20 protein-coding genes are annotated in these 23,492 nt (G+C 59.3%); 10 read left to right on the top strand and 10 right to left on the bottom strand.

Translation table 11 applies throughout. The annotated features are described in order from the left end of the window. Positions 1 to 25: 25 nt before the first annotated feature. From PspR84_RS22760 to PspR84_RS22780, 5 genes are all read right to left on the bottom strand, one after another. A complete protein-coding gene (locus PspR84_RS22760) occupies positions 26 to 1,021 on the bottom strand; it encodes an IS110 family transposase (RefSeq protein WP_160059217.1) in 996 nt (331 codons plus the stop codon). 301 nt (positions 1,022 to 1,322) lie between these two features. Continuing rightward, positions 1,323 to 2,171, bottom strand: a complete 849-nt coding sequence (locus PspR84_RS22765) for a cache domain-containing protein (protein WP_160059218.1) — start codon at positions 2,169 to 2,171, stop codon at positions 1,323 to 1,325. A gap of 113 nt (positions 2,172 to 2,284) precedes the next feature. Next, positions 2,285 to 3,139, bottom strand: coding sequence for an ATPase (locus PspR84_RS22770; protein ID WP_093430545.1), 855 nt, complete (start codon positions 3,137 to 3,139; stop codon positions 2,285 to 2,287). Between the two features lie 116 nt (positions 3,140 to 3,255). Beyond that, positions 3,256 to 4,248 carry an NAD-dependent epimerase/dehydratase family protein gene (locus PspR84_RS22775; protein ID WP_160059219.1) on the bottom strand — a complete coding sequence of 331 codons (993 nt, stop codon included), beginning with the start codon at positions 4,246 to 4,248 and terminating at the stop codon, positions 3,256 to 3,258. A 97-nt stretch (positions 4,249 to 4,345) separates the two neighbouring features. Then, positions 4,346 to 5,245: a LysR family transcriptional regulator ArgP gene (locus tag PspR84_RS22780; RefSeq protein WP_160059220.1), complete on the bottom strand. Its 900-nt coding sequence runs from the start codon at positions 5,243 to 5,245 to the stop codon at positions 4,346 to 4,348. Positions 5,246 to 5,341: 96 nt separating this feature from the next. On the opposite strand from PspR84_RS22780, the gene PspR84_RS22785 reads away from it, so the two are divergent. From PspR84_RS22785 to PspR84_RS22830, 10 genes are all read left to right on the top strand, one after another. Beyond that, positions 5,342 to 5,743 carry an ACT domain-containing protein gene (locus PspR84_RS22785; RefSeq protein ID WP_160059221.1) on the top strand — a complete coding sequence of 134 codons (402 nt, stop codon included), beginning with the start codon at positions 5,342 to 5,344 and terminating at the stop codon, positions 5,741 to 5,743. Between the two features lie 5 nt (positions 5,744 to 5,748). Beyond that, entirely contained in the window at positions 5,749 to 6,351 is a 603-nt protein-coding gene (locus PspR84_RS22790; RefSeq protein ID WP_077574344.1) for a LysE/ArgO family amino acid transporter, read from the top strand. Positions 6,352 to 6,696: 345 nt separating this feature from the next. Continuing rightward, positions 6,697 to 7,293, top strand: coding sequence for a Fe-Mn family superoxide dismutase (locus tag PspR84_RS22795; protein ID WP_007918933.1), 597 nt, complete (start codon positions 6,697 to 6,699; stop codon positions 7,291 to 7,293). A 331-nt stretch (positions 7,294 to 7,624) separates the two neighbouring features. Next, a complete protein-coding gene (locus PspR84_RS22800; protein WP_077574345.1) occupies positions 7,625 to 9,676 on the top strand; it encodes a bifunctional diguanylate cyclase/phosphodiesterase in 2,052 nt (683 codons plus the stop codon). Positions 9,677 to 9,905: 229 nt separating this feature from the next. Then, positions 9,906 to 11,252: an imelysin family protein gene (locus PspR84_RS22805; protein WP_160059222.1), complete on the top strand. Its 1,347-nt coding sequence runs from the start codon at positions 9,906 to 9,908 to the stop codon at positions 11,250 to 11,252. 278 nt (positions 11,253 to 11,530) lie between these two features. After that, positions 11,531 to 12,958: a di-heme oxidoredictase family protein gene (locus tag PspR84_RS22810; RefSeq protein ID WP_160059223.1), complete on the top strand. Its 1,428-nt coding sequence runs from the start codon at positions 11,531 to 11,533 to the stop codon at positions 12,956 to 12,958. A gap of 27 nt (positions 12,959 to 12,985) precedes the next feature. After that, positions 12,986 to 14,050: an imelysin family protein gene (locus PspR84_RS22815; RefSeq protein WP_007916589.1), complete on the top strand. Its 1,065-nt coding sequence runs from the start codon at positions 12,986 to 12,988 to the stop codon at positions 14,048 to 14,050. Between the two features lie 14 nt (positions 14,051 to 14,064). Continuing rightward, on the top strand, positions 14,065 to 15,165 hold the full coding sequence (locus PspR84_RS22820) for a DUF1513 domain-containing protein (protein WP_160059224.1): 1,101 nt from the start codon (positions 14,065 to 14,067) through the stop codon (positions 15,163 to 15,165). A 180-nt stretch (positions 15,166 to 15,345) separates the two neighbouring features. Then, complete coding sequence (locus PspR84_RS22825; RefSeq protein WP_160059225.1) at positions 15,346 to 16,494, top strand: efflux RND transporter periplasmic adaptor subunit; 1,149 nt, start codon at positions 15,346 to 15,348, stop codon at positions 16,492 to 16,494. 13 nt (positions 16,495 to 16,507) lie between these two features. Continuing rightward, positions 16,508 to 19,543, top strand: coding sequence for a multidrug efflux RND transporter permease subunit (locus PspR84_RS22830; RefSeq protein WP_160059226.1), 3,036 nt, complete (start codon positions 16,508 to 16,510; stop codon positions 19,541 to 19,543). 166 nt (positions 19,544 to 19,709) lie between these two features. On the opposite strand, the gene PspR84_RS22835 is transcribed toward PspR84_RS22830, so the two are convergent. The 5 genes from PspR84_RS22835 to colR all read right to left on the bottom strand — a co-directional run bounded on the left by PspR84_RS22835 (position 19,710) and on the right by colR (position 23,436). After that, positions 19,710 to 19,937: a hypothetical protein gene (locus PspR84_RS22835; RefSeq protein WP_016986677.1), complete on the bottom strand. Its 228-nt coding sequence runs from the start codon at positions 19,935 to 19,937 to the stop codon at positions 19,710 to 19,712. A gap of 2 nt (positions 19,938 to 19,939) precedes the next feature. Beyond that, a complete protein-coding gene (locus PspR84_RS22840; RefSeq protein ID WP_160059227.1) occupies positions 19,940 to 20,656 on the bottom strand; it encodes a lipopolysaccharide kinase InaA family protein in 717 nt (238 codons plus the stop codon). Positions 20,657 to 20,660: 4 nt separating this feature from the next. Next, on the bottom strand, positions 20,661 to 21,329 hold the full coding sequence (locus PspR84_RS22845; RefSeq protein ID WP_160059228.1) for a class I SAM-dependent methyltransferase: 669 nt from the start codon (positions 21,327 to 21,329) through the stop codon (positions 20,661 to 20,663). A 161-nt stretch (positions 21,330 to 21,490) separates the two neighbouring features. Beyond that, positions 21,491 to 22,765 carry a HAMP domain-containing sensor histidine kinase gene (locus tag PspR84_RS22850; RefSeq protein ID WP_160059229.1) on the bottom strand — a complete coding sequence of 425 codons (1,275 nt, stop codon included), beginning with the start codon at positions 22,763 to 22,765 and terminating at the stop codon, positions 21,491 to 21,493. Then, on the bottom strand, positions 22,765 to 23,436 hold the full coding sequence (colR, locus tag PspR84_RS22855) for a two-component system response regulator ColR (protein ID WP_160059230.1): 672 nt from the start codon (positions 23,434 to 23,436) through the stop codon (positions 22,765 to 22,767). Before colR ends, PspR84_RS22850 begins: the two co-directional genes overlap by 1 nt. Between the last annotated feature and the right edge of the window lie 56 nt (positions 23,437 to 23,492).

Genomic DNA, 23,492 nt, shown 5'->3' on the forward strand with positions numbered 1-23,492 from the left:
AACCCTGTAGATACTCTGTTCACGGTCAAGCTTTTGCGAGATCTTTTGCGCTAAAAAGCTTGGCCGTATTGAAATCTTCGCCGGCTCGCATGCAGGCCCACAAGCCGGTCAGGTATTTGCGCATGACGGCGACGATAGCCTGCATCTTTCTCTTCCCTCGCCCGATCAACGCTTCGTAAAAGGCTTTCACGTTGCTGTCGCAACGTATGGCAGTCAGCGCTGGCATGTACATCGCTGAACGTAGGTAGGCGTTTCCGCCCTTACTTATCCGCCCAGGTTTATCGATGCTGGTACCTGATTGCGTAAGCCGCACATCGAGTCCTGCATGTCGGCTGACCTGCGCGGACTTAAGTGTCACTGGCAAGGTCGTCAATTCAGCCAGTGCCGCAAATACTGAAATTTCGCCCATGCCCGGCGCTGCGATCATGTGCCCAAACTGGGCGCTTAGCGTCGGGCAGTTGTCGATCAGCGCCCGACCTGCGAGCCTGAAACGCTCGATTCGCTTGTCAAAAGCTTCAATGGCTTCTTCTTCGTCTTCAATCAGCATTTTCACGGTTGTTTGAGTAGCTTTCAGCGCATGCAGCTCGTTCTTGGCTCGGGTGCGATGACACGTCAAACGATTGATATGCCTTCCGATAGCCCGCAGTTCCAACTGTATGGTCGTGGGCGGCGTCCACAATTTTGGGCTCATGCGTTCGCCGTATTCGGCTAGCAACTGGGCATCGATCGCATCGGTTTTGCTGTTTTTCAGCATCAGCTTGGCAAAGTTATGAAAGCTCTTCGGGTTGATAACCGAAACGGGCAAACCCGCCGCGGTGAGCTCCATGGCCAAATCCAGGTAATAGATGCCGGTGGCCTCCATCACTACGGATAAAGGCTTGAGCTCGAGCAACCTGTTGACCGCTGCTTTGCGCCCGGCGGGTGTTTGGTCGATGTTGCAGGCCCCTGCAAAACGGCCGTCGTTGTGCCAGCCCATGGCGGTCGTGCGAGACCCCACATCCAAACCGACATGCATGCTCATGCTTTCAACTCCGAGTGAACTGGGTTAGAAATGCATCCTGGTTCCCCTGACCTCGAACTTCATGCCACTGCAACCTTGTAATGCGAAGTCCGACTTGTCGGCTTCTCGATACTCTTCGTGGTGGGCAATGAGGCGGGGGGACCTCTCTACAGACAAGGTCAGGAGCAAGTCCTGCCTTTAGGAGCGATCGGTCTCCCCCAGAAACACATCTTCGTATGTCCGCACCAGCGAGCTTAGATCTCAATTGACTGGTGTGAGGGCAACATACAAGGAGCTGCCGCAGGCTGCGATCTTTTGATCTTCATGGGCTGTAGTAACCCACCGCAACGAGGAAATGCCCGGCCTTCTTCAGGTAAGCATGCTTGTCCTCGACCTTGCCGGTCACCGGGTTTTTCCAGCGATATTCATATTCGCCCTCATCCTGCTTGCCGATCAGCGCCAGAATCGGCTCGCCCACCGGTTTGCCTTCCGGATCCTTGACCTTACCGAAGTCGGTGTTGATCAAGCGCAGATTGGTGCCGTGGGCAACGTAACGCTGGGTGTTCAGGTCGACCACAAACACGTACAAGTCATCCTGTAAGTAACCGCCCTTGAGCGAATTGATCGCAGTCAGTGTGGCTTTCTCGTCTTTGCCCAGATCAGTCGCCGCTTTGTCGAGCAATGCCTTGGCCTGCTCCGCCGAGGCTCGCGGCAAGTAATAACCGACCGCCAGAATCCGCTGGCCGATGCGCTGGTAATACACATGCTTGCGCTCGACCTTGCCATCGGACCAGTTCTGCCAACGGTATTCAGCCTGCTGGATGCCATTGCCTTCCGGCACTTTCAAAGCGTCCTTGAAGGTTTTCTGCAAATCAGGGCCGAGCACCTCACTGACATCACGGCCGATCAAAGCCGAGGAAGGCCCGCCGCTGGCGAGCATCACGCCTTTGGTATCGACCACGAACACATAGCGATCCTTGTCGACGAACTCGCCCTGGCGGCTGAACGCGGCGAACGCCTTGTCACCGTTGTCGTGGTAATAGGCCAAGGCTTTTTCCAGCAAGGCGATGGCGGCCTGGCTGTCATCCTTGGCGGTCGTGGCGGCGCTGGCCTGGCCGAAACCGGCCAGTAACATCACGCCGAGCCAGGCCACTTTATGCAAAAACCCCATAGCGCATCCCTCGTTCTTGTTGGTGTTTCAAGAGCGTAGACGGCTTGGGGTGATGTACGAGTATTCAGAATGATGCAGGGGATTACAGAATCCCCTGCACTGATCAACAAAGCTTATGGGCGGGAATTGATCTGCTGCTGCAAATTCTGAATCTGCGCCTGAAGGGTGTTGATGTTGCGGGTCATCTGCCCACGGAAGGCATCGAACTCAGCGGTATTGCCGCCACCCTGAGGAGCCGCCGGGCGGTTGTCCTGCTCGCTTTTGAGTACAACGATTTCCTGTTCGAGACGATCGATCGCCGCGCTCGGATTGCCCTGCTTTTTCAGTGCAGCAATATCAGCGCCGAGGCTTTTGAACTGCGCATCGAATGCTTTCAACTGCGCGTCGACCTTGCTGGTGTCGGCCGGCGTGCTTTTCACCGTCGCCAATTCCGCAGTCAAGGCTTTGACCTGCGCCTGCAACTGGGTATTGGCGTTCTGCTGTTCGGTGGTCTGCGCAGTCATCTGCGCCAGTCGCTTGTCCAGATCACTGGCCTGCCCTGCTACGCCTTGCTGCTGTTTGCTCTGATCGAGCAGCTTGCCTTCGAGCTGTTTGATTTGCAGCTTCAGGGCCTCGCTGTCACTGGTGACGTTGGACTGACTGGCGACGACCTTGCCGGAAATGTCCTGCAGGCGTCCGGCCGCTTCTTCGCTGATTCGCGCGAAGCTTTCCTGAGTCGCGACCAGTTGCTGCTCCATCAACGAGATCTGCTGGAAACTCCACCAGGCCAGACCGACGAAGGCGAAGAACAGCGCACCGACCAAGGCCCACAATGGCCCGGTGCTCGCGGCTTTGACCTTGACCACCGGCGGCGTGCGCGAGTGTACGGAGGTGCGGGCGGTGGTCGGAATGTCATCGTCGTCGAAGGTGTCGGCACGCAAGCTCGGGACATCATCGAAATCGTCGTGGGCATCATTACGCATGGACATTGAGGCAACCTTTGTGAAACGCGGTGATGGCTAAATGCTGCGAAGTATAACCGCCGCAGCCGCAGGGATTGACCCCCAAGCGGCTACACGGTTCATTGCCGCCCGGCCGAATCGTTTCAACGGATGTCCTGAGCTTTCCACCACGCGCAGAACTCATCCAGCGCCGACCACAGGCTGACTTTCGGATCGTAGTCCAGATAATGCCGGGCGCGGCTGATGTCGAGGGTGAAATTTTTTTTCATTACCTGCATGCCCAGGCGCGACAGGGTTGGCTCCGGACGCCCGGGCCAGAGCTTGCACGCCCCTTCGTTGAGCGCCGCAACGCTATAGGCCAGACCATACGAACGGTACTTGGTGACCTGCGGCACTTCCATCTTGCGCATCACGTAATTGACCACATCCCACAACGGTACCGGTGTGCCATTGCTGATGTTGTAGGCCTTGCCCAGCGCGGAACCGGCGGCCAGCAAGCTGCTGAGCATTGCTTCGTTGAGGTTCTGCACACTGGTGAAATCGACCTTGTTCAGGCCATTGCCGATGATCGCCAGCCGGCCCTTGCGCTGCATGTTAAGCAGGCGCGGGAAGATGCTCATGTCGCCGGCGCCGGTGACGAAACGCGGGCGCAGGGCGATGGTTTCGAGGCCGAATTCCTGCGCGCCGAAGACCTTTTGCTCGGCCAGGTACTTGGTCGCGGCGTAGTGATGTTTGAAGCGCTTGGGCACTTGCTCTTCGGTCAGATTGAGGTGATCACGGCCATCGAAGTAGATCGACGGCGACGACAGATGCACCAATCGCCGGACGCGCTGCTTCAGGCAGGCTTCGACGACGTTTTCGGTGACCTGTACGTTGCCTTGGTGAAAGTCCTGATATCGGCCCCACAGCCCGACAGCCCCAGCGCAGTGCACCACGGCTTCGACGTCGGAACACAGTTCGCGTACCAGGTCGGGATCGGTCAGATCGCCGGGGACAAACTCGGCACCACGGCGCACCAGATGTTCGACGCTCTCGGCCCGGCGACCGTTGACCCGCACGTCCAGGCCCTGCTCCAGGGCGAAACGCGCAAAGCGCCCGCCAATGAAGCCGCTTGCGCCGGTGACCAGAATTTTCATGCAAAACTCCAACAAAAAAGCAGCTGCGAGCATCAAGCCTCTAGCTGCAAGTTTAAAACGGTGCGCAGCGCTTGACTTGCCGCTTGCAGCTTGACGCTCATGGCTGTTTTAAAGGCACCAGCCATTGCGCCGATGAACGCACCAATTGCTCGGTCAGCAAGCCCAGCAACTGACCGCCATTGCGCCAATGATGCCAGTACAACGGCACGTCGATCGGTTTATCTGGCAACAGTTCCCGCAATAACCCGCGTTGCAGTTGATCGCGCACTTGCAGTTCCGGCACCAGGCCCCAGCCGAGTCCGGCTTCGGTGAGGCGGATAAAACCCTCCGAGGACGGGCATAAGTGGTGTTCGAATCCACCATCGACACCCAGCGAGGCGAGATAGCGATGCTGGAGGAAATCATCCGGGCCGAACACTAGCGCCGGGGTGCGCGGCAATTGCTCTGCGCGTACGCCGTCGGGGAAATGCCGATCAATGAACGCCGGGCTGGCCAGCGCGCGATAACGCATCGCCCCGAGCAACACACTGCGCGCGCCGGCCACCGGTCGTTCGCTGGCGCAAAGGCACGCGGCCACTTCGCCGGCGCGCATGCGTTTGAGGCCGACCGTCTGGTCTTCGACAATCAGATCGAGCAGCAAATGTTGTTCAGCACAGAAATCGCCTACAGCTTCAGCCCACCAGGTGGCGAGGCTGTCGGCATTCAAGGCGATGCGCAGACGTTCCGGCAGGCCCTCTTCGTCCAGCGCGGGCACCAGCGTCTGCAAGTCGCGCTCAAGCAAACGCACCTGCTGCACATGGTTGAGCAGGCGCCGGCCAATCTCGGTCGGCGATGGCGGCGTACCGCGCACCAGCACCGGTTGCCCGACCCGCGCCTCCAGCAGTTTGATCCGCTGCGAAATCGCCGACTGTGACAACCCAAGCACCTGCGCGGCCCGTTCGAATCCGGCCTGCTCGACCACGGCGGCCAAAGCAGAAAGCAATTTATAGTCGAACATCAGTTTTCCTAATGAGCGATCAGCACTATTGGTTTTTCTTATACAGGTTTCGCCCGGAGAATAGCCAGCAAGCACTCTTTATCAAGGAACACACTTATGGCTGGCGAAACTTCACTCTCGACTCTATTGCGCAGCATGAGTCCGCAACTCAACGCTGGTGAATACGTGTTCTGTACCCTGCGCGACGGTGTGTTGCCGAGCGGTCTGGAGGTTGTCGGTAGCTTCCGCGAGCAGGAAGGCCTGACCGTGATTGTCGAACGTACCGACGCCGAACAGGCCGGTTTCAGCTTCGACTATGTCGCGGCGTGGATAACTCTGAATGTGCATTCGGCGCTGGAAGCGGTGGGCCTCACCGCCGCGTTTGCCACGGCATTGGGTAAAGCCGGGATCAGTTGCAACGTGATTGCCGGCTATTACCACGACCATTTGTTCGTCGGTCAGGCCGACGCCGAACACGCCATGCAAGTGCTGCGCGATCTCGCAGCCAACGGGGAGTGAATCTTATGTGGCAAAGCTATGTGAACGGCCTGCTGGTGGCGTTCGGACTGATCATGGCGATCGGCACGCAGAACGCGTTTGTATTGGCGCAGAGCCTGCGTCGTGAACATCACCTGCCGGTGGCGGCGCTGTGCGTGGTGTGCGATGCCCTGCTGGTGGCGGCCGGGGTATTCGGGCTGGCGACGATTCTGGCGCAGAACCCGACGCTGCTGGCGATTGCCCGTTGGGGCGGCGCGACGTTTCTGATCTGGTACGGCAGCCAGGCGCTGCGCCGGGCCTGTTCGAAACAGAGCCTGGGTCAGGGCGAGAACCAGACTGTGCGCTCACTGCGGGCGGTGATGCTCAGCGCTTTGGCGGTGACGCTGCTCAATCCGCACGTTTATCTGGATACGGTGTTGCTGATCGGCTCTCTCGGCGCGCAGCAATCGGTGCCGGGCGCTTATGTAGTGGGCGCGGCGAGCGCTTCGTTGCTGTGGTTTTTCACGTTGGCATTGGGCGCTGCGTGGTTGGCGCCATGGCTGGCGCGTCCGAGCACTTGGCGGATTCTCGATCTGGTGGTGGCGTTGATGATGTTTACCGTGGCCGGGCAATTGATTTTCGCCAGCTGATTTATTCCAAACAGCTAAGGGGATGCCCTCACTAAATGACGGGGCGGCGGCCCTTCGGGTTGGAGCTGTGATCGTGCCAAGCGGCGTTGCGGGACTCCAAGAGGCAAAAAGCATCCTCTTCGTCCCGCGCCTTGCTTGGCACGATCACAGCTCCAACGCGATCCGTCATTTAGTGAGGGCATCCCCTTGAACCTCTATCCCACACAGTTGTTGCGTGGTTATGCCGCAACCCCGGTGCTATGATCGAAACCCTGCGCCGCAAAGAGTAAAAACTCGCCGGTGCATTTCTGGCCGCCCGTGATCGGCCTTGCGCTCACCGCAACAGACCTGATTAGGAGAATCATCATGGCTTTCGAATTGCCGCCGCTGCCTTACGCACACGATGCCCTGCAGCCGCACATTTCCAAGGAAACCCTGGAATACCACCACGACAAGCACCACAACACCTATGTCGTGAACCTGAACAACCTGGTGCCAGGCACCGAGTTCGAAGGCAAGACCCTGGAAGAAATCGTCAAGACTTCCTCGGGCGGTATCTTCAACAACGCCGCTCAGGTCTGGAACCACACTTTCTACTGGAACTGCCTGGCGCCAAACGCCGGCGGTCAACCAACCGGCGCGCTGGCTGAAGCCATCAACGCAGCCTTCGGTTCGTTCGACAAGTTCAAGGAAGAGTTCAGCAAAACCTCGATCGGCACCTTCGGTTCCGGCTGGGGCTGGCTGGTGAAAAAGGCTGACGGTTCCCTGGCCCTGGCCAGCACCATCGGCGCCGGCAACCCGCTGACCAGCGGCGACACCCCGCTGCTGACCTGCGACGTCTGGGAACACGCTTACTACATCGACTACCGCAACGTTCGTCCTAAGTATGTCGAAGCGTTCTGGAACCTGGTCAACTGGAAGTTCGTTGCTGAGCAGTTCGAAGGCAAAACCTTCACCGCTTAAGCTGCGCGCCAGTCAAAAAACCCGGCTTTTGCCGGGTTTTTTATGCCTGCGTTTAAATAGCGTTTTTCTCACCCTGAAAGCCGTCTACCGCTGCTTGCTGCCGTGCCACAGCGGGCTACCATCAAAAAGACGAAAAAATGCTGCGAACCGCTCAAGTTGAAGGCCGAAACTACCGACACAGTACAAATAGGGCTAATACTCCAATCAGCAGCATTTCGGCCAAGGCCACGGGCAAATCATCCCCGGTCTGATTGTCCCTTTGACTGCCAACACGGGATTGCCAATACTCATGGCAACTTGACGCTACCCGCACGGAACAAGGAATAAACCTTTGAAGCTGGAACTCAAGAACAGCTTGTCGGTGAAGTTGCTCCGGGTCGTGCTCCTGTCGGCATTGATCGTAGGCGTAGTCTTGAGCTGCGCGCAGATCGTTTTCGATGCCTACAAAACCCGCCAGGCTGTTGCCGGCGACGCCGAACGAATCCTCGACATGTTCCGCGATCCCTCGACCCAGGCTGTCTACAGCCTCGACAGGGAGATGGGCATGCAGGTGATCGAAGGCCTGTTCCAGGACGATGCCGTGCGCCAGGCCTCAATCGGCCATCCCAACGAAGCCATGCTCGCGCAGAAATCCCGCGACCTGCAGCAGTCCAACAGCCGCTGGCTGACTGACCTGATCCTCGGCCAGGAACGCACCTTCACCACGCAATTGGTGGGACGTGGGCCGTACAGCGAGTATTACGGCGATCTGAGCATCACCCTCGATACCGCCACTTATGGCGAGGGCTTTATCGTCAGTTCGGTGATCATCTTCATTTCCGGGGTTTTGCGCGCACTGGCCATGGGTCTGGTGCTGTATCTGGTTTATCACTGGCTGCTGACCAAACCGTTGTCGCGGATCATCGAACACCTCACCGAGATCAACCCGGATCGCCCCAGCGAGCACAAGATTCCGCAGCTCAAGGGCCACGAAAAAAACGAACTGGGAATCTGGATCAACACCGCCAATCAGTTACTTGAGTCGATCGAGCGCAACACCCATCTGCGCCACGAAGCCGAAAACAGCTTGTTGCGAATGGCCCAGTACGACTTCCTCACCGGCCTGCCGAACCGCCAGCAATTACAGCAGCAACTGGACAAGATTCTGGTCGACGCCGGCAAGCTGCAACGCCGGGTCGCGGTGTTGTGCGTGGGACTGGATGATTTCAAAGGCATCAACGAGCAATTCAGCTACCAGACCGGCGACCAATTGTTGCTGGCTCTGGCCGATCGCTTGCGTGCCCACAGCGGCCGCCTCGGCGCCCTCGCCCGTTTGGGTGGCGATCAGTTCGCCCTGGTCCAGGCTGACATCGAGCAGCCTTATGAAGCGGCAGAACTGGCGCAAAGCATCCTTGATGATCTGGAAGCGGCGTTCGCCCTCGACCATCAGGAAATCCGCCTGCGCGCGACCATCGGCATCACCCTGTTCCCGGAGGACGGCGACAGCACCGAAAAGCTGTTGCAAAAAGCCGAGCAGACCATGACCCTGGCCAAGACCCGCTCGCGCAACCGTTATCAGTTCTACATCGCCAGTGTCGACAGCGAGATGCGCCGTCGTCGTGAACTGGAAAAAGACCTGCGTGATGCGCTGTTGCGCGATCAGTTCTACCTCGTCTATCAACCGCAGATCAGCTATCGCGATCACCGCGTGGTCGGCGTCGAAGCGCTGATTCGCTGGCAGCATCCGGAACACGGTCTGGTGCCGCCGGACCTGTTCATTCCGCTGGCCGAGCAGAACGGCACGATCATCGCCATTGGCGAATGGGTGCTCGATCAGGCCTGCAAGCAATTGCGCGAATGGCACGATATGGGTTTCGCCGACCTGCGTATGGCGGTCAACCTGTCAACGGTGCAGTTGCACCACGCCGAATTGCCGCGCGTGGTCAATAACCTGCTGCAGATGTACCGCCTGCCGCCGCGCAGCCTGGAACTGGAAGTCACCGAAACCGGCCTGATGGAGGACATCAGCACCGCCGCGCAGCACTTGCTCAGCCTGCGCCGCTCCGGCGCGCTGATCGCCATCGATGACTTCGGCACCGGGTATTCGTCACTGAGCTATCTGAAAAGCCTGCCGCTGGACAAGATCAAGATCGACAAGAGCTTCGTCCAGGATCTGCTCGATGACGACGACGATGCGACCATCGTTCGCGCGATCATTCAACTGGGCAAGAGCCTCGGCATGCAGGTGATCGCCGAGGGCGTGGAAACCGCCGAGCAGGAAAGCTACATCATTTCCGAAGGCTGCCACGAAGGTCAGGGCTACCACTACAGCAAGCCGCTGCCGGCCCGGGAACTGGGCGCCTATCTCAAACAGGCACAACGCACTAACGCGGCCATTCTCTAAAAGTCAAAAGATCGCAGCCTGCGGCAGCTCCTACATGAATCGCATTCCCCTGTAGGACCTGTCGAGTGCAACGTGGCTGCGATCTTTTGATCTGTGCCATCACACCGACGTAAATAAGAAATATTTCCAGCCACAACCCTTTACACATAATGCGAAAGATTTGCATTATGTCGCAGTTTTGCGCCCCCCCAGCGCGAGTCCACTCAACTATCGAAGCAGGATGTTCGCCATGATTCGTATGCCTCTGGCTACCGCCAGTCTGCTGGCCATCGCTATTTCCCTCGCCGGTTGCGGCGAAGGCAAAGACAAGGCCGCCGCTCCGGCCGCACCGACGCCAGCCGCCAGCACCGCCGCACCTGCGGCTGCTCCTGCCGCTGCCGGTAAAGTCGACGAAGCCGCCGCCAAGGCTGTGGTCGCGCACTACGCCGACATGGTCTTCGCCGTTTACAGCGATGCCGAATCCACCGCGAAAACCCTGCAGACCGCCGTCGACGCTTTCCTCGCCAAGCCGAACGCCGACACCCTGAAAGCCGCCAAGGCCGCCTGGGTCGCCGCGCGCGTTCCGTACCTGCAGAGTGAAGTGTTCCGCTTCGGCAACACCATCATCGACGATTGGGAAGGTCAGGTTAACGCCTGGCCACTGGACGAGGGTCTGATCGACTACGTCGACAAATCCTACGAGCACGCACTGGGTAACCCGGGCGCCACCGCCAACATCATCGCCAACAGCGAAGTTCAGGTCGGCGAAGACAAGGTCGACGTCAAAGACATCACCGCGGAAAAACTTGCCAGCCTCAACGAGCTGGGCGGTTCCGAAGCCAACGTCGCCACCGGCTACCACGCGATCGAATTCCTGCTCTGGGGCCAGGATCTGAACGGCACCGGCCCTGGCGCTGGCAACCGTCCGGCCTCCGACTACCTGGAAGGCGCCGGCGCCACTGGCGGTCACAACGATCGTCGTCGTGCCTACCTGAAATCCGTGACCCAACTGCTGGTCAGCGACCTCGAAGAAATGGTCGGCAACTGGAAGCCGAACGTGGCTGACAACTACCGCGCCACTCTGGAAGCCGAGCCGGGCGAAACCGGTCTGCGCAAAATGCTCTTCGGCATGGGCAGCCTGTCGCTGGGCGAACTGGCGGGCGAGCGCATGAAGGTTTCCCTGGAAGCCAACTCCCCTGAAGACGAGCAGGACTGCTTCAGCGACAACACGCACAACTCGCACTTCTACGATGCCAAAGGCATTCGAAACGTTTACCTGGGCGAGTACACCCGTGTTGACGGCACCAAAATGACCGGCGCCAGCCTGTCGTCGCTGGTGGCCAAGGCTGACCCGGCTGCCGACACCGCGCTGAAAGCCGATCTGGCTGCAACTGAAGCCAAGATCCAGGTCATGGTTGATCACGCCAACAAGGGTGAGCACTACGACCAGTTGATCGCGGCGGGCAACACCGCTGGCAACCAGATCGTTCGCGACGCCATCGCCTCGCTGGTCAAGCAGACCGGTTCGATCGAAGCCGCTGCCGGCAAACTGGGCATCAGTGATCTGAACCCGGACAACGCTGATCACGAGTTCTGATCAACCGCGTCTGCGTCAAAAAAGGCGACCTTCGGGTCGCCTTTTTCATACCTGCCGTACACAAACCTTTGTAGGAGTGAGCCTGCTCGCGATAGCGGAGTGTCAGCCAGAAGTTAGTCGACTGACACTCCGCTATCGCGAGCAGGCTCACTCCTACAGGGGTTTTGCATTGCTCTTCAGATTTGCGCTGTATCAAGCAAACGATAATTCCTCTTATTCAATCATCCCGGCCCTGTTAGACTTTGCGCCTTTATTTTTGCCCGTCCGCAGGATGTCTGATGCCCTCGCTGCCTCTTCGCTTGTCCGCACTGTTGCTGGCCCTGGGCCTGAGTGCCTGCGATGACGCCCCGCGTTTCACCAAGGCCGAGCCCGGTGAAGCCCGTTCGGGCGGTGCAGCGACCGTGCGCAAGACTGATCAGAATGCGTTTTCGTTGCCTTCGGCGAATCTGCCACCGTCGCGGCGGGTGGATTTCAGTGTCGGCAACAGTTTCTTCCGCAGCCCATGGGTGATCGCACCGTCGACCACCACTGCGCGCGATGGTCTCGGCCCGCTGTTCAACACCAACGCCTGCCAGAACTGCCACATCAAGGACGGTCGCGGCCATCCGCCAACGCCGGATGCCGCCAACGCGGTATCGATGCTGGTGCGCCTGTCGATCCCTGATGCGCCGCAATTCGCCAAGCTCATTGAGCAAGTCGGCGTAGTGCCGGAGCCGGTCTATGGCGGCCAGTTCCAGGACATGGCGGTGCCCGGTGTCGTGCCGGAAGGCAAAGTCCGCGTTGACTACACGCCAGTGCCGATTCGTTTCAAGGACGGCACCGAAATCGAACTACGCAAACCGGTCTTGCAGATCACCCAGCTCGGCTACGGCCCGATGCACCCGGACACGCGTTTTTCCGCCCGCGTCGCGCCGCCGATGATTGGCCTGGGCCTGCTCGAAGCGATCCCCGAAGAAGCCATCCTTGCCAATGCCGCCGCACAGGCCAAAGCGAAAAACGGCATCAATGGCCGCCCCAATCAGGTCTGGGATGACGCCTTGCAGAAAACCGTCATGGGCCGATTTGGCTGGAAAGCCGGGCAACCGAACCTCAATCAACAAAATGTTCACGCGTTTTCGGGTGATATGGGTCTTACGACGAGCTTGAGACCCTTTGATGACTGCACCGACGCGCAAACCGCCTGCAAACAGGCGCCAAACGGCAATGGCCCGGACGGCGAACCGGAAGTCAGCGACAACATCCTGCGTCTGGTGTTGTTCTATAGCCGCAACCTCGCCGTGCCGGCACGCCGTGGCGTTAACGATGCAGACGTCATCGCTGGCAAAAACCTGTTTTTCCAGGCTGGCTGCGATTCCTGCCACACGCCGAAATACACCACCGCCGCCAACGCCGCCGAACCTGAACTGGCCAATCAGGTTATTCGCCCGTACAGCGATCTGCTGCTGCATGACATGGGCGACGGTCTGGCCGACCACCGCACGGAATTCCAGGCCTCCGGCCGCGACTGGCGCACACCGCCGTTGTGGGGGATTGGCCTGACGCAAGCGGTCAGTGGCCACACACAGTTTTTGCATGACGGTCGCGCGCGCAATCTGCTTGAAGCGGTGCTCTGGCACGGCGGCGAAGCGAAGGCGGCGCAGCAACAGGTTTTGTCTTTCAATGCCGAGCAGCGCGCTGCGTTGCTGGCGTTTTTGAACTCACTTTAAACACTGATAAAGAATCGGGAGCCCGACATGTTCCGTCCCAAGCTACTGTTCACCAGCCTTGCCGCACTCGCCCTCGGCGCCTGCTCGCCACAGGATCCGCAAGCGGTCACCTCGGCAGCCATCGCCAAATCGGTGATCCTGCCGACCTACACCCGTTGGGTCGAGGCCGACAAGCAACTGGCCGTCAGCGCCCTCGCCTACTGTCAGGGCAAAGAAACCCTGGAAACCGCCCGCGCCGACTTCCTCCACGCACAGAAAGCCTGGGCCGAGCTGCAACCGCTGCTGATCGGTCCGCTGGCCGAGGGCAACCGTTCGTGGCAGGTGCAGTTCTGGCCGGACAAGAAAAACCTCGTCGGCCGTCAGGTCGAGCAGTTGGTCGTCGCGCAGCCGCAGATTGATGCCGCCGCACTGGCCAAATCGAGCGTCGTCGTTCAAGGCCTGTCGGCTTACGAATACATCCTGTTCGACGCCAAGCCTGACGTGGCAAACGCCGAGCAGAAAGCCAAGTACTGCCCGCTGCTGATCGCCATCGGCGAGCGTCAGAAGCAACTGGCCGAAGAGATTCTGCAGAACTGGAACAACACCGACGGCATGCTCGCGCAGATGACCAAGTTCCCTAACCAGCGTTATGCCGACTCCCACGAAGCGATCGCTGATCTGCTGCGTGTGCAAGTCACCGCGCTGGACACCCTGAAGAAAAAACTCGGCACGCCAATGGGCCGCCAGAGCAAGGGCGTGCCACAGCCGTTCCAGGCCGATGCATGGCGTAGCCAGTCTTCGCTGACCGCGCTGGAAGCCAGCCTCGCTGCCGCCAAAACCGTGTGGGAAGGCGTCGACAACAAAGGCCTGCGCGGTCTGTTGCCGGCTGAGCAGAAGCCACTGGCGGACAAGATCGACGCTGCCTACGCCGCTTCGCTGAAACTGTTCGACAGCACTCAGCGTTCGCTCGGCGAAATGCTCGAAGACGACGCCGGTCGTCAGCAACTCAACGACATCTACGACAGCCTCAACGTCGTCCATCGCCTGCACGAAGGTGAACTGGCCAAGGCGCTGGGCATCCAACTGGGCTTCAACGCCAACGACGGTGACTGATGAGGGCAACGGCCATGCTGCGACGTCAGGTTCTGACTTTAGGTAGTGCACTGCTGGGAGCAGTGACGCTGGGCGGCTGGACGCTGTTCAAACGCAAGGATCAGAGCCCGCTGTTGCTGTCGGCGCGCGACGACACCGACGGCAACCATTACGCCGTCGGCTATCGTCTGGATGGCACGCGGGTGTTCGCCACCGAAGTCGGCCAGCGTTGCCACGACATCATCAACCACCCGACGCAGCCGATCGCGCTGTTCGTCGCACGTCGCCCGGGCACCGAAAGTTACCTGATCGATCTGCGCGACGGCACGTTGCTGCAGACGGTGACGTCGCAGCCGAACCGGCACTTCTACGGCCACGCCGTGGTGCACAAGGACGGCGAATACCTGTACGCCACCGAGAACGACACGACCGATCCTGGCCGTGGTTTGCTCGGTGTGTACAAGTTCGAAGGCGAACGGCTGGTGCATAGCGGCGAGATTTCCACCCACGGCCTCGGCCCGCATCAGGTGTCATGGATGCCCGATGGGGAGACGCTGGTGGTGGCCAACGGCGGGATTCGTACCGAGGCGGAAAGCCGCGTCGACATGAACCTCAACGCCATGGAGCCGAGCCTGGTCTTGATGCAACGTGACGGCACTCTGCTGAGCAAGGAAACCCTCGCCCAGCAGATGAACAGCGTGCGCCATCTGGGCATCGCCAGCGATGGCACCATCGTTGCCGGTCAGCAGTTCATGGGCGCCTCGCATGAGCGTTCGGAGCTGCTGGCGATCAAGCGTCCGGGGCAGCCGTTCGTGGCGTTCCCGGTGCCGGAGCATCAGTTGCAGTCGATGGGGCATTACACCGCCAGTGTTGCGGTGCACAGCGATTTGCGTCTGGTCGCACTGACAGCTCCGCGTGGCAATCGCTTCTTTATCTGGGATCTGGACAGCGGCGAAGTGCGCCTCGATGCGCCGTTGCCCGATTGCGCCGGTGTCGGTGCGGTGAAGGACGGTTTTGTCGTGACCTCCGGGCAAGGACGTTGCCGGTACTACGATTGCCGTCAGGATGAGCTGTTGGCCAAGCCGCTGGAATTGCCGGCGGGGCTCTGGGACAACCATCTTCATCTGATGGCATAAAACAGCCTTAAAAGATCGCAGCCTGCGGCAGCTCCTACATTGGAATGCACTCCCCTGTAGGAGCTGCCGCAGGCTGCGATCTTTTTGCGCCACCCTGTAAGAACTGCCAGTTGGAATCCCCCCTGTACTCGGAGTAATGTGCCCGCCTGTCTCACCTGATTTATCCAAGGAACTGGAAATATGCTGCGTCGCCGCATGCTGATCATGTTGGGTGTTGTTTTGTTGATCGTCCTGGTGCTGGGCGGGTACAAGGCCTTTTCGATCTACACCATGATCCAGGGCTTTTCCAAGCCGAAACCGCCGATCAGCGTCGCCGTGGCCAACGCCTCCGAACGCCCGTGGCAGATGCGCCTGCCCACCGTCGGCAGCCTCAAGGCGCTGCAAGGCGTCGACCTGAGTCTTGAGGTCGCCGGCACTGTCACCGAACTCAAATTCGAATCAGGACAAAAGGTCAAGGCCGGGCAACCGCTGCTGCAACTCGACAGCGCCGTCGAAGCAGCACTGCTGGAGACCGCCAAGGCCGACCTGGGCCTGGCGCAACTGGACTTCGGTCGTGGCAGCCAACTGATCGACAGTCGCGCCATTTCCAAAGGTGAATACGACCGGCTCTCGGCTGTTCTGCAAAAGGAGCGAGCCACGGTCAATCAGCTCAACGCAGCGCTGGCGAAAAAGCGCATTCTCGCGCCGTTCAGCGGCACCATCGGCATCCGCCAGGTCGACATTGGCGACTACCTCGCCAGCGGCACCAAAATCGCTACCCTGCAGGATTTGAGCAGCCTCTACGCCGACTTCTACGTGCCCGAGCAATCGATCCCGAAGCTGGCCATCGGCCAACCGGTGAATATCTCGGCTGCCGCCTACCCCGGCCAGACCTACCCGGGCAAGATCAGCGCGATCAACCCGATCGTCGAAAGCAGCACACGCAATATTCTGGTGCGCGCCACCCTGGCCAACCCCGATGGCAAACTGCTGCCGGGCATGTTTGCCAGCCTTGAAGTGCTGCTGCCCGATCCGCAAAAACACATCGTCGTGCCGGAAAGCGCGATCACCTACACCCTCTACGGCAACTCGATCTACGTGGTCGGGCAGAAGAAAGCCGAGGACGGCAGCGTCGAAAAGGATGACAAGGGCCAACCGGTGCTGATCGCCGAACGCCGCTTCATCGAAACCGGTGAACGCCGTGATGGCCTGGTAATGATCAACAAGGGCGTGCAGAGCGGCGAACAAGTGGTGACGGCCGGCCAGATCAAACTGGACAACGGCGCACACATTGCCATCAGCGACGACAAGACCCTCGGCGAGCAGAACAGTCCGCCTCGCGCCGACTGATCAAGGAATCCCCATGGCTTTTACTGATCCGTTCATCCGCCGCCCGGTGCTCGCCACCGTGGTCAGTCTATTGATTGTGTTGCTCGGCTTTCAGGCCTGGAGCAAGTTGCCGCTGCGCCAATACCCGCAAATGGAAAACGCCCTGATCACGGTGACCACCGCTTACCCCGGGGCCAACGCCGAAACCATTCAGGGCTACATCACCCAGCCAATGCAGCAAAGTCTGGCGAGCGCCGAGGGCATCGACTACATGACCTCGGTCAGCCGGCAGAACTTCTCGGTGATCTCGATCTACGCACGCATCGGCTCCAATACCGACCGCTTGTTCACCGAACTGCTGGCCAAGGCCAACGAGGTGAAAAACAAGCTGCCGCAGGACGCCGAAGACCCGGTGCTGAGCAAGGAATCGGCCGACGCTTCGGCGCTGATGTACATCAGCTTCTTCAGCAAGGATTTGAGCAACCCGCAGATCACCGATTACCTGTCACGGGTGATCCAGCCAAAACTGGCCACCCTGCCGGGCATGGCCGAGGCGGAGATTCTCGGCAATCAGGTGTTCGCCATGCGCCTGTGGCTCGACCCGGTGAAGCTCGCCGGTTTTGGCCTCAGCGCCGCCGACGTGACCAACGCCGTGCGCCAGTACAACTTCCTCTCCGCCGCCGGCGAAGTGAAAGGCCAGTACGTGGTCACCAGCATCAATGCCAACACCGAGCTTAAATCCGCCGAAGCTTTTGCGGCGATTCCGCTCAAGGTCAGTGGTGACAGCCGCGTGCTGCTCAGCGATGTCGCGCGGGTGGAAATGGGCGCGGAAAACTACGATTCGATCAGCTCGTTCGGTGGCACGCCGTCGGTGTATATCGGCATCAAGGCCACCCCGGGCGCCAACCCGCTGGACGTGATAAAGGAAGTGCGCAAGCTGATGCCCGAGCTGGAAGCGCAACTGCCGCCGAACCTCAAGAGCGAGATCGCTTACGACGCCACATTGTTTATTCAGGCCTCGATCGACGAAGTGGTGAAAACCCTGTTCGAAGCGGTGCTGATAGTGATTGTTGTGGTGTTCCTGTTCCTCGGCGCACTGCGCTCGGTAGTAATCCCCGTGGTGACCATTCCGCTGTCGATGATCGGCGTGATGTTCTTCATGCAGATGATGGGCTACTCGATGAACCTGCTGACGCTGCTGGCGATGGTGCTGGCCATCGGTCTGGTGGTCGACGATGCGATTGTCGTGGTGGAGAACATCCACCGGCACATCGAGGAAGGCAAGACACCGTTCGATGCAGCGCTGGAAGGCGCACGGGAAATCGCCATGCCGGTGGTCTCGATGACCATCACCCTGGCGGCGGTGTATGCGCCGATCGGTTTTCTCACCGGCCTCACAGGAGCGCTGTTCAAGGAGTTTGCCCTGACCCTGGCCGGCGCGGTGGTAATTTCCGGCATCGTCGCCCTGACCCTGTCGCCAATGATGTGCGCGTTTTTGCTGCGTCACGAGGAAAACCCCAGTGGCTTGGCACACCGCCTCGACCGTATCTTCGAAGGCCTCAAGCGCCGCTATCAAAGCATGCTGCATGGAACGCTGAACACACGGCCGGTGGTGCTGGTATTCGCCGTGATCGTGTTGTGCCTGATCCCGGTGTTCCTCAAGTTCACCAAATCGGAGCTGGCCCCGGACGAAGATCAGGGCATCATTTTCATGATGGCCACTGCGCCGCAGCCGACCAACCTTGATTATCTGAGCACCTACACCGACGAGTTCATCAAGATCTTCAAGGAATTCCAGGAGTACTACTCCTCGTTCCAGATCAACGGCTACAACGGCGTGCAGGCGGGCATCGGCGGCTTCCTGCTCAAGCCGTGGAACGAACGCAGCCGCACACAGATGCAAATCCTCCCCGAGGTGCAAGGCAAACTCGAACGTATCCCGGGTTTGCAGATCTTCGGTTTCAACCTGCCCTCCTTGCCCGGCACCGGTGAAGGCTTGCCGTTCGAGTTTGTGGTCAATACCGCCAACGATTACGAGCTGTTGTTGCAAGTCGCCGACCGGATCAAGAAACGCGCGATGGAATCGGGCAAGTTCGCCTTCGTCGACCTCGATCTGGCGTTCGACAAACCCGAGGTTGTGGTCGATATCGACCGCGCCAAAGCGGCGCAGATGGGCGTGTCGATGCTGGACCTCGGTGGCACGCTGGCGACGCTGTTGGGCGAGGCGGAAATCAACCGTTTCACCATCGAAGGCCGCAGCTACAAGGTGATTGCTCAGGTCGAACGGCCGTATCGTGATAACCCGGACTGGCTGAACAATTACTACGTGAAGAACACCCAGGGTGAGCTGCTGCCACTGTCGACGCTGATCAAGGTCAGCGACCGCGCGCGACCGCGTCAGCTCAATCAGTTTCAGCAGCTCAACGCGGCGAAGATTTCCGGTTTCCCGTTGGTCAGCATGGGCGAAGCCATCGACACGGTGTTGCAGATTGCCCGCGAAGAAGCACCGGCCGGGTTTGCCTTCGACTATGGCGGCGCCTCACGCCAGTTCGTTCAGGAAGGCAGCGCGTTGTGGGTGACGTTTGCCTTGGCCCTGGCGATTATCTTTCTGGTGCTGGCGGCGCAGTTCGAGAGCTTCCGCGATCCGCTGGTGATTCTGGTGACGGTGCCGTTGTCGATCTGCGGGGCGCTGATTCCGTTGTTTCTCGGCTGGTCGAGCATGAACATCTACACCCAGGTCGGGTTGGTTACGCTGATCGGCCTGATCAGTAAACACGGAATCCTGATCGTCGAGTTCGCCAACCAGTTGCGCAAGGACAAAGGCCTGACGGCGCGTGAAGCCGTTGAGGAAGCGGCGGCGATTCGCTTGCGGCCGGTGCTGATGACCACGGCGGCGATGGTGTTTGGCATGGTGCCGTTAATTCTGGCCACGGGTGCCGGTGCGGTCAGCCGCTTCGATATCGGCATGGTGATTGCCACGGGGATGTCGATTGGCACATTGTTTACGCTGTTCGTCCTGCCGTGTGTTTACACCCTGCTGGCGAAACCTGATCCCAAACCAACCGCGTAACCCCTGTAGGAGTGAGCCTGCTCGCGATAGCGGTATGTCAGTTAATAATGATTTGAATGACACACCGCTATCGCGAGCAGGCTCACTCCTACAAGGGATGTGTGTTGCTCCAGGCATAAAAAAAGGCCTCGCATCTGCGAGGCCTTTTATGTGGGCTTCAATCGTTTCAACTCTGCGGCCTCATCCCTTGAGAAAGTCCGAACATGAACAGCAATAAATCATGATCGGGTTTGGTCGCCACGGCGGCTTTCGCCACCCGTGGGACGGCGCAGTGGGCGTCGTCTACGGACGCGCCAACCACCTGCATGCGAGGCTGCTCCCAGGCAGCCACCGCCAATGACGCAACTGCCAAGGCTCCAACCAAAAACAAACCTCGTGCAATTTCTAGTTTCATCGCTATAAACCTTTGATAGCGCTGCCAAACGCCGTCTCATAAAAGTAGACGAGTTTTTTCCAGTCCGCGTCGCGGAACGACGAATGGCGGCGCAATTGCTTCATATCGTGGGAGGCTGCACGATAGGCGGTCAGACGCTGGCGGCACTTCTCCAGATCGATCAAAGCGACTTCGACATTGGCCGACTCACCTTCGCCCGTCACGCGCACAAACACGTGTTTGATGTAGATGCAGCTGTGCTGCCAACGACCCTTGTGCATGCGCGCCAGGTTCTCGGCGAGGTCCTTGAGCACGCGCTCATAAACCACATCGCCACATTGATCGCGACCGCCGGCAGCCGCCAGCCAGTGTTCCAGTTCCTGGAAACCGTCCAGGGACTTGGTCACCAGCAGCGCGCGCCATTTGTGTTGAGGATCAGGCTGGGCGCCGCAGAAAACGATTTCTGGCACGCGCACACCGAGCTTGCTGACGCCGGTCAGCGCATCCAGCTCGCGCAAAACCGTAGGCCGGCCGAAAGGGTGCAACCAGCTGCGATAGATATGACCCGTCTGGCGCTTGGCGTACAGCAGTTGACCATCGCGCCCCACGACCCTTTGCACACCACTTTCGCCACCGCGTCGAACATTGGGTTCTTCCACCCACTCACCGCGCTGGTTCCAGTAATAGTCAAAGCGATCTTGCGAAGCGACTTCCGTTTCTGCTGCCAATTGCACTGCCATCCTCTTACCTCTTGCGTAATACGTAAACCCGCCACATGGCGTAGAGCGGAATAAAGTCCAGTTGTTCCTGAATCCGAAAACCTGCTTCCTCGAATTCCTTTTCCACCGTAGCGGCCGGTAACACAAAGCGATTCTGATACTCGCGTTTGTCACGGTTGCGCTCGGCTCGCTGGCGTTTCCAGGCTTTGAAATTGCCATCAACCCACAGCGAAACGATCACACTGTCACGGGTGACACGCTCGAATTCGCGCAGAATCGCCCGGCGATGCTCGGCTTCACCGATATGGTGGAGCAGACGCATGCAGAAAATGCTGTCGACGGCGTTGTCAGGCAAGGCAATGTCGAAGGCAGATGTGTGCAAGGGTTGTACCCGTTTCACCACATCGGCCGGTTGCGACTGCATGGCCGTCTTGATCATCGACTCGGAATTGTCCGCGCCGATAATCACCCGATTGGCCTTTTCGCCCAACAGGGGCCAGAAACGCCCGGCACCGCAAGGCAGATCCAGCACCAGTCCCGGCTCACCCACCGACGTCAGCGCCTTGCGGGCCATCTGTTCGTCACGCCAGTGGGAGAGACGACGTCCAAGGCTTTCTTTGTGCTTGCGCAGGTATTTCTGCGCATGTTGATCGTCGTACTTTTCGGAAAAATCGAGTTTGATCGGACCGGCCATCACCTGGACTCCTGAATTGCTGATGTCACCACCTTAAGGAGCGGCGTGTCAGCGTCAGGTCATCCATTTGTGAAAAAAATGTCCGGTAAATAGACAAATTATTACAGCGTTATACAGGATTCAGACAGGTAAGAGGGAGTAGCCTTGCGCCACCCCCTGCGTCAGATTTTGCCCAGATCCACCTCGAAGCGGCAGCCATTGGGTTCCATCGTGCTCAAACTGACGGTCCAGCCCTGGTTCTCACAGATCCGCTGCACCAGCGACAACCCCAGCCCCAGGCCCTCGCCGCGCTTTTCGCTGCCACGTACGAAGGGCTCGAACATGGCTTCGCGCTTTTCTTCCGGAATGCCGACGCCGGAGTCTTCCACCGCGAAGCCATTGGTAGTGAGTGTCAGACGAATGAAGCCGCTTTCGGTGTAATGCAGCGCGTTGCGCAACAGGTTGCCCATCACGGCATTCAACAGGGTCGCGTTGTAGCGAATGTCTGATGGACTGCCAGGTTCGAAGATCAGTTTCAGGCCCTTGCTCTCGATCGGCCCGCGCCACAGACACAACAGACTCTCGGCAACTTGCGAAAGGTCCTGCTGCAGCGCCATGCCGGCATCTTCGTGCTGGGCACGCGCCAGCATCAGGAAGGTCTGCACCAACTCACGCATTTCTTCACTGGCGCGGGCAATACGCTCGACCTGCGAACGACCGCGCTGGTCGATCCCAGGGTTTTCCATCAGCAGTTCGCAGGAGCTGGCCAGCACCATCAATGGCGTTCGCAACTCGTGACTGACATCGCTGGTAAATAATCTTTCACGCGTCAGCGCCTGACGCAGGCGCCCCAACGTGGCGTCGAATGCCACCGCCAGCTCACCCACTTCGTCAGCCGCATAATCCGGTGCCAGCGGTGGTGCCAGGCCGAGTAACTGATCGCGGTGACGCACCTGCCTTGCCAGTCTCACAACCGGTGCCATCACTTTGCGCGCGAGCACCCAGCCGAGGAACACCGCCAGTGCCAGGCTGAGCACGAACCCCACCAGCACCACGGCAAACAGCACGCGCTCGCGCTCTTCAAAATCGCTTTGATCCTGCAGCAATACGTAACGTCGACCGTCAACGATTTCGACCATCGCGTGATACGACAGCTGCTCGCGAAACACTTCATGGAAACCTGAATCGAGGTGGCGCAGGTCTTTGGGCAACTCGAAATCGCCCGGCCCACCGCTGAAATAGAACAACTGATCCGGTTCCGGACGATGGCTCCAATCAGAAACGTTGTCCATCAGCAGCAGACGCTGTAAATCGCCACCCAGCCCCGCTGAAATCAGTTTTTCTTCTACCAGGTGCACGGTCGCGACAATACCCATCGCAAAGGCTCCGGCCACCAATGCGCTCATCAAGGCAAAGGCAATAATGATCCGCTGGGATAGGCTTTGCTTAAACTCCATTACACATCGGCCAGCCGGTAACCCACGCCGTGCACGGTGTGCAGCAATGGTTTGGTGAACGGTTTGTCGATTACCTGACGCAATTGGTGGACGTGGCTGCGCAGGCTGTCGCTGTCCGGGCAATCATCGCCCCACAACGCCTCTTCGAGAATTTCCCGACGCAGCACGTGCGGGCTCTTCTGCATCAACACTGCCAGCAACTTGAGGCCGACCGGGTTGAGCTTGAGCAATTTGCCTTCTCGGGTCACTTCCAGCGTGTCGAGGTCGTAGCTCAGATCGGCGACCTGCAGCGCCCGACGGCCACCGCCTTGGGCGCGGCGCATTACCGCTTCGACCCGCGCGGCAAGTTCGGACAAGGCAAATGGCTTGATCAGATAATCATCAGCCCCGGACTTGAACCCCTGCAGACGATCATCGAGCTGATCACGAGCGGTGAGCATGATCACCGGCGTGTCGCGGCGGGCATCCTCACGCAGGCGTTTGCACAGGGTGTAGCCGTCGATCCCGGGCAGCATGATATCGAGGACGATCAGGTCGTAATGTTCGGTGGCGGCCAGATGCAGGCCTGACAGACCGTCTTGGGCGCAATCGACGGTATAGCCTTTGAGGCCCAGATAATCGGCCAGATTGGCCAGGATGTCGCGGTTGTCTTCGACCAGCAGAATTCGCATGGGCACCTCCTCCGTACGGGGTAACGGCCGTCTTGGCCCGCGCAGCTTACGGCCAA

It is taken from the genome of Pseudomonas sp. R84, assembly GCF_009834515.1.
Taxonomy (GTDB): Bacteria; Pseudomonadota; Gammaproteobacteria; order Pseudomonadales; family Pseudomonadaceae; genus Aquipseudomonas.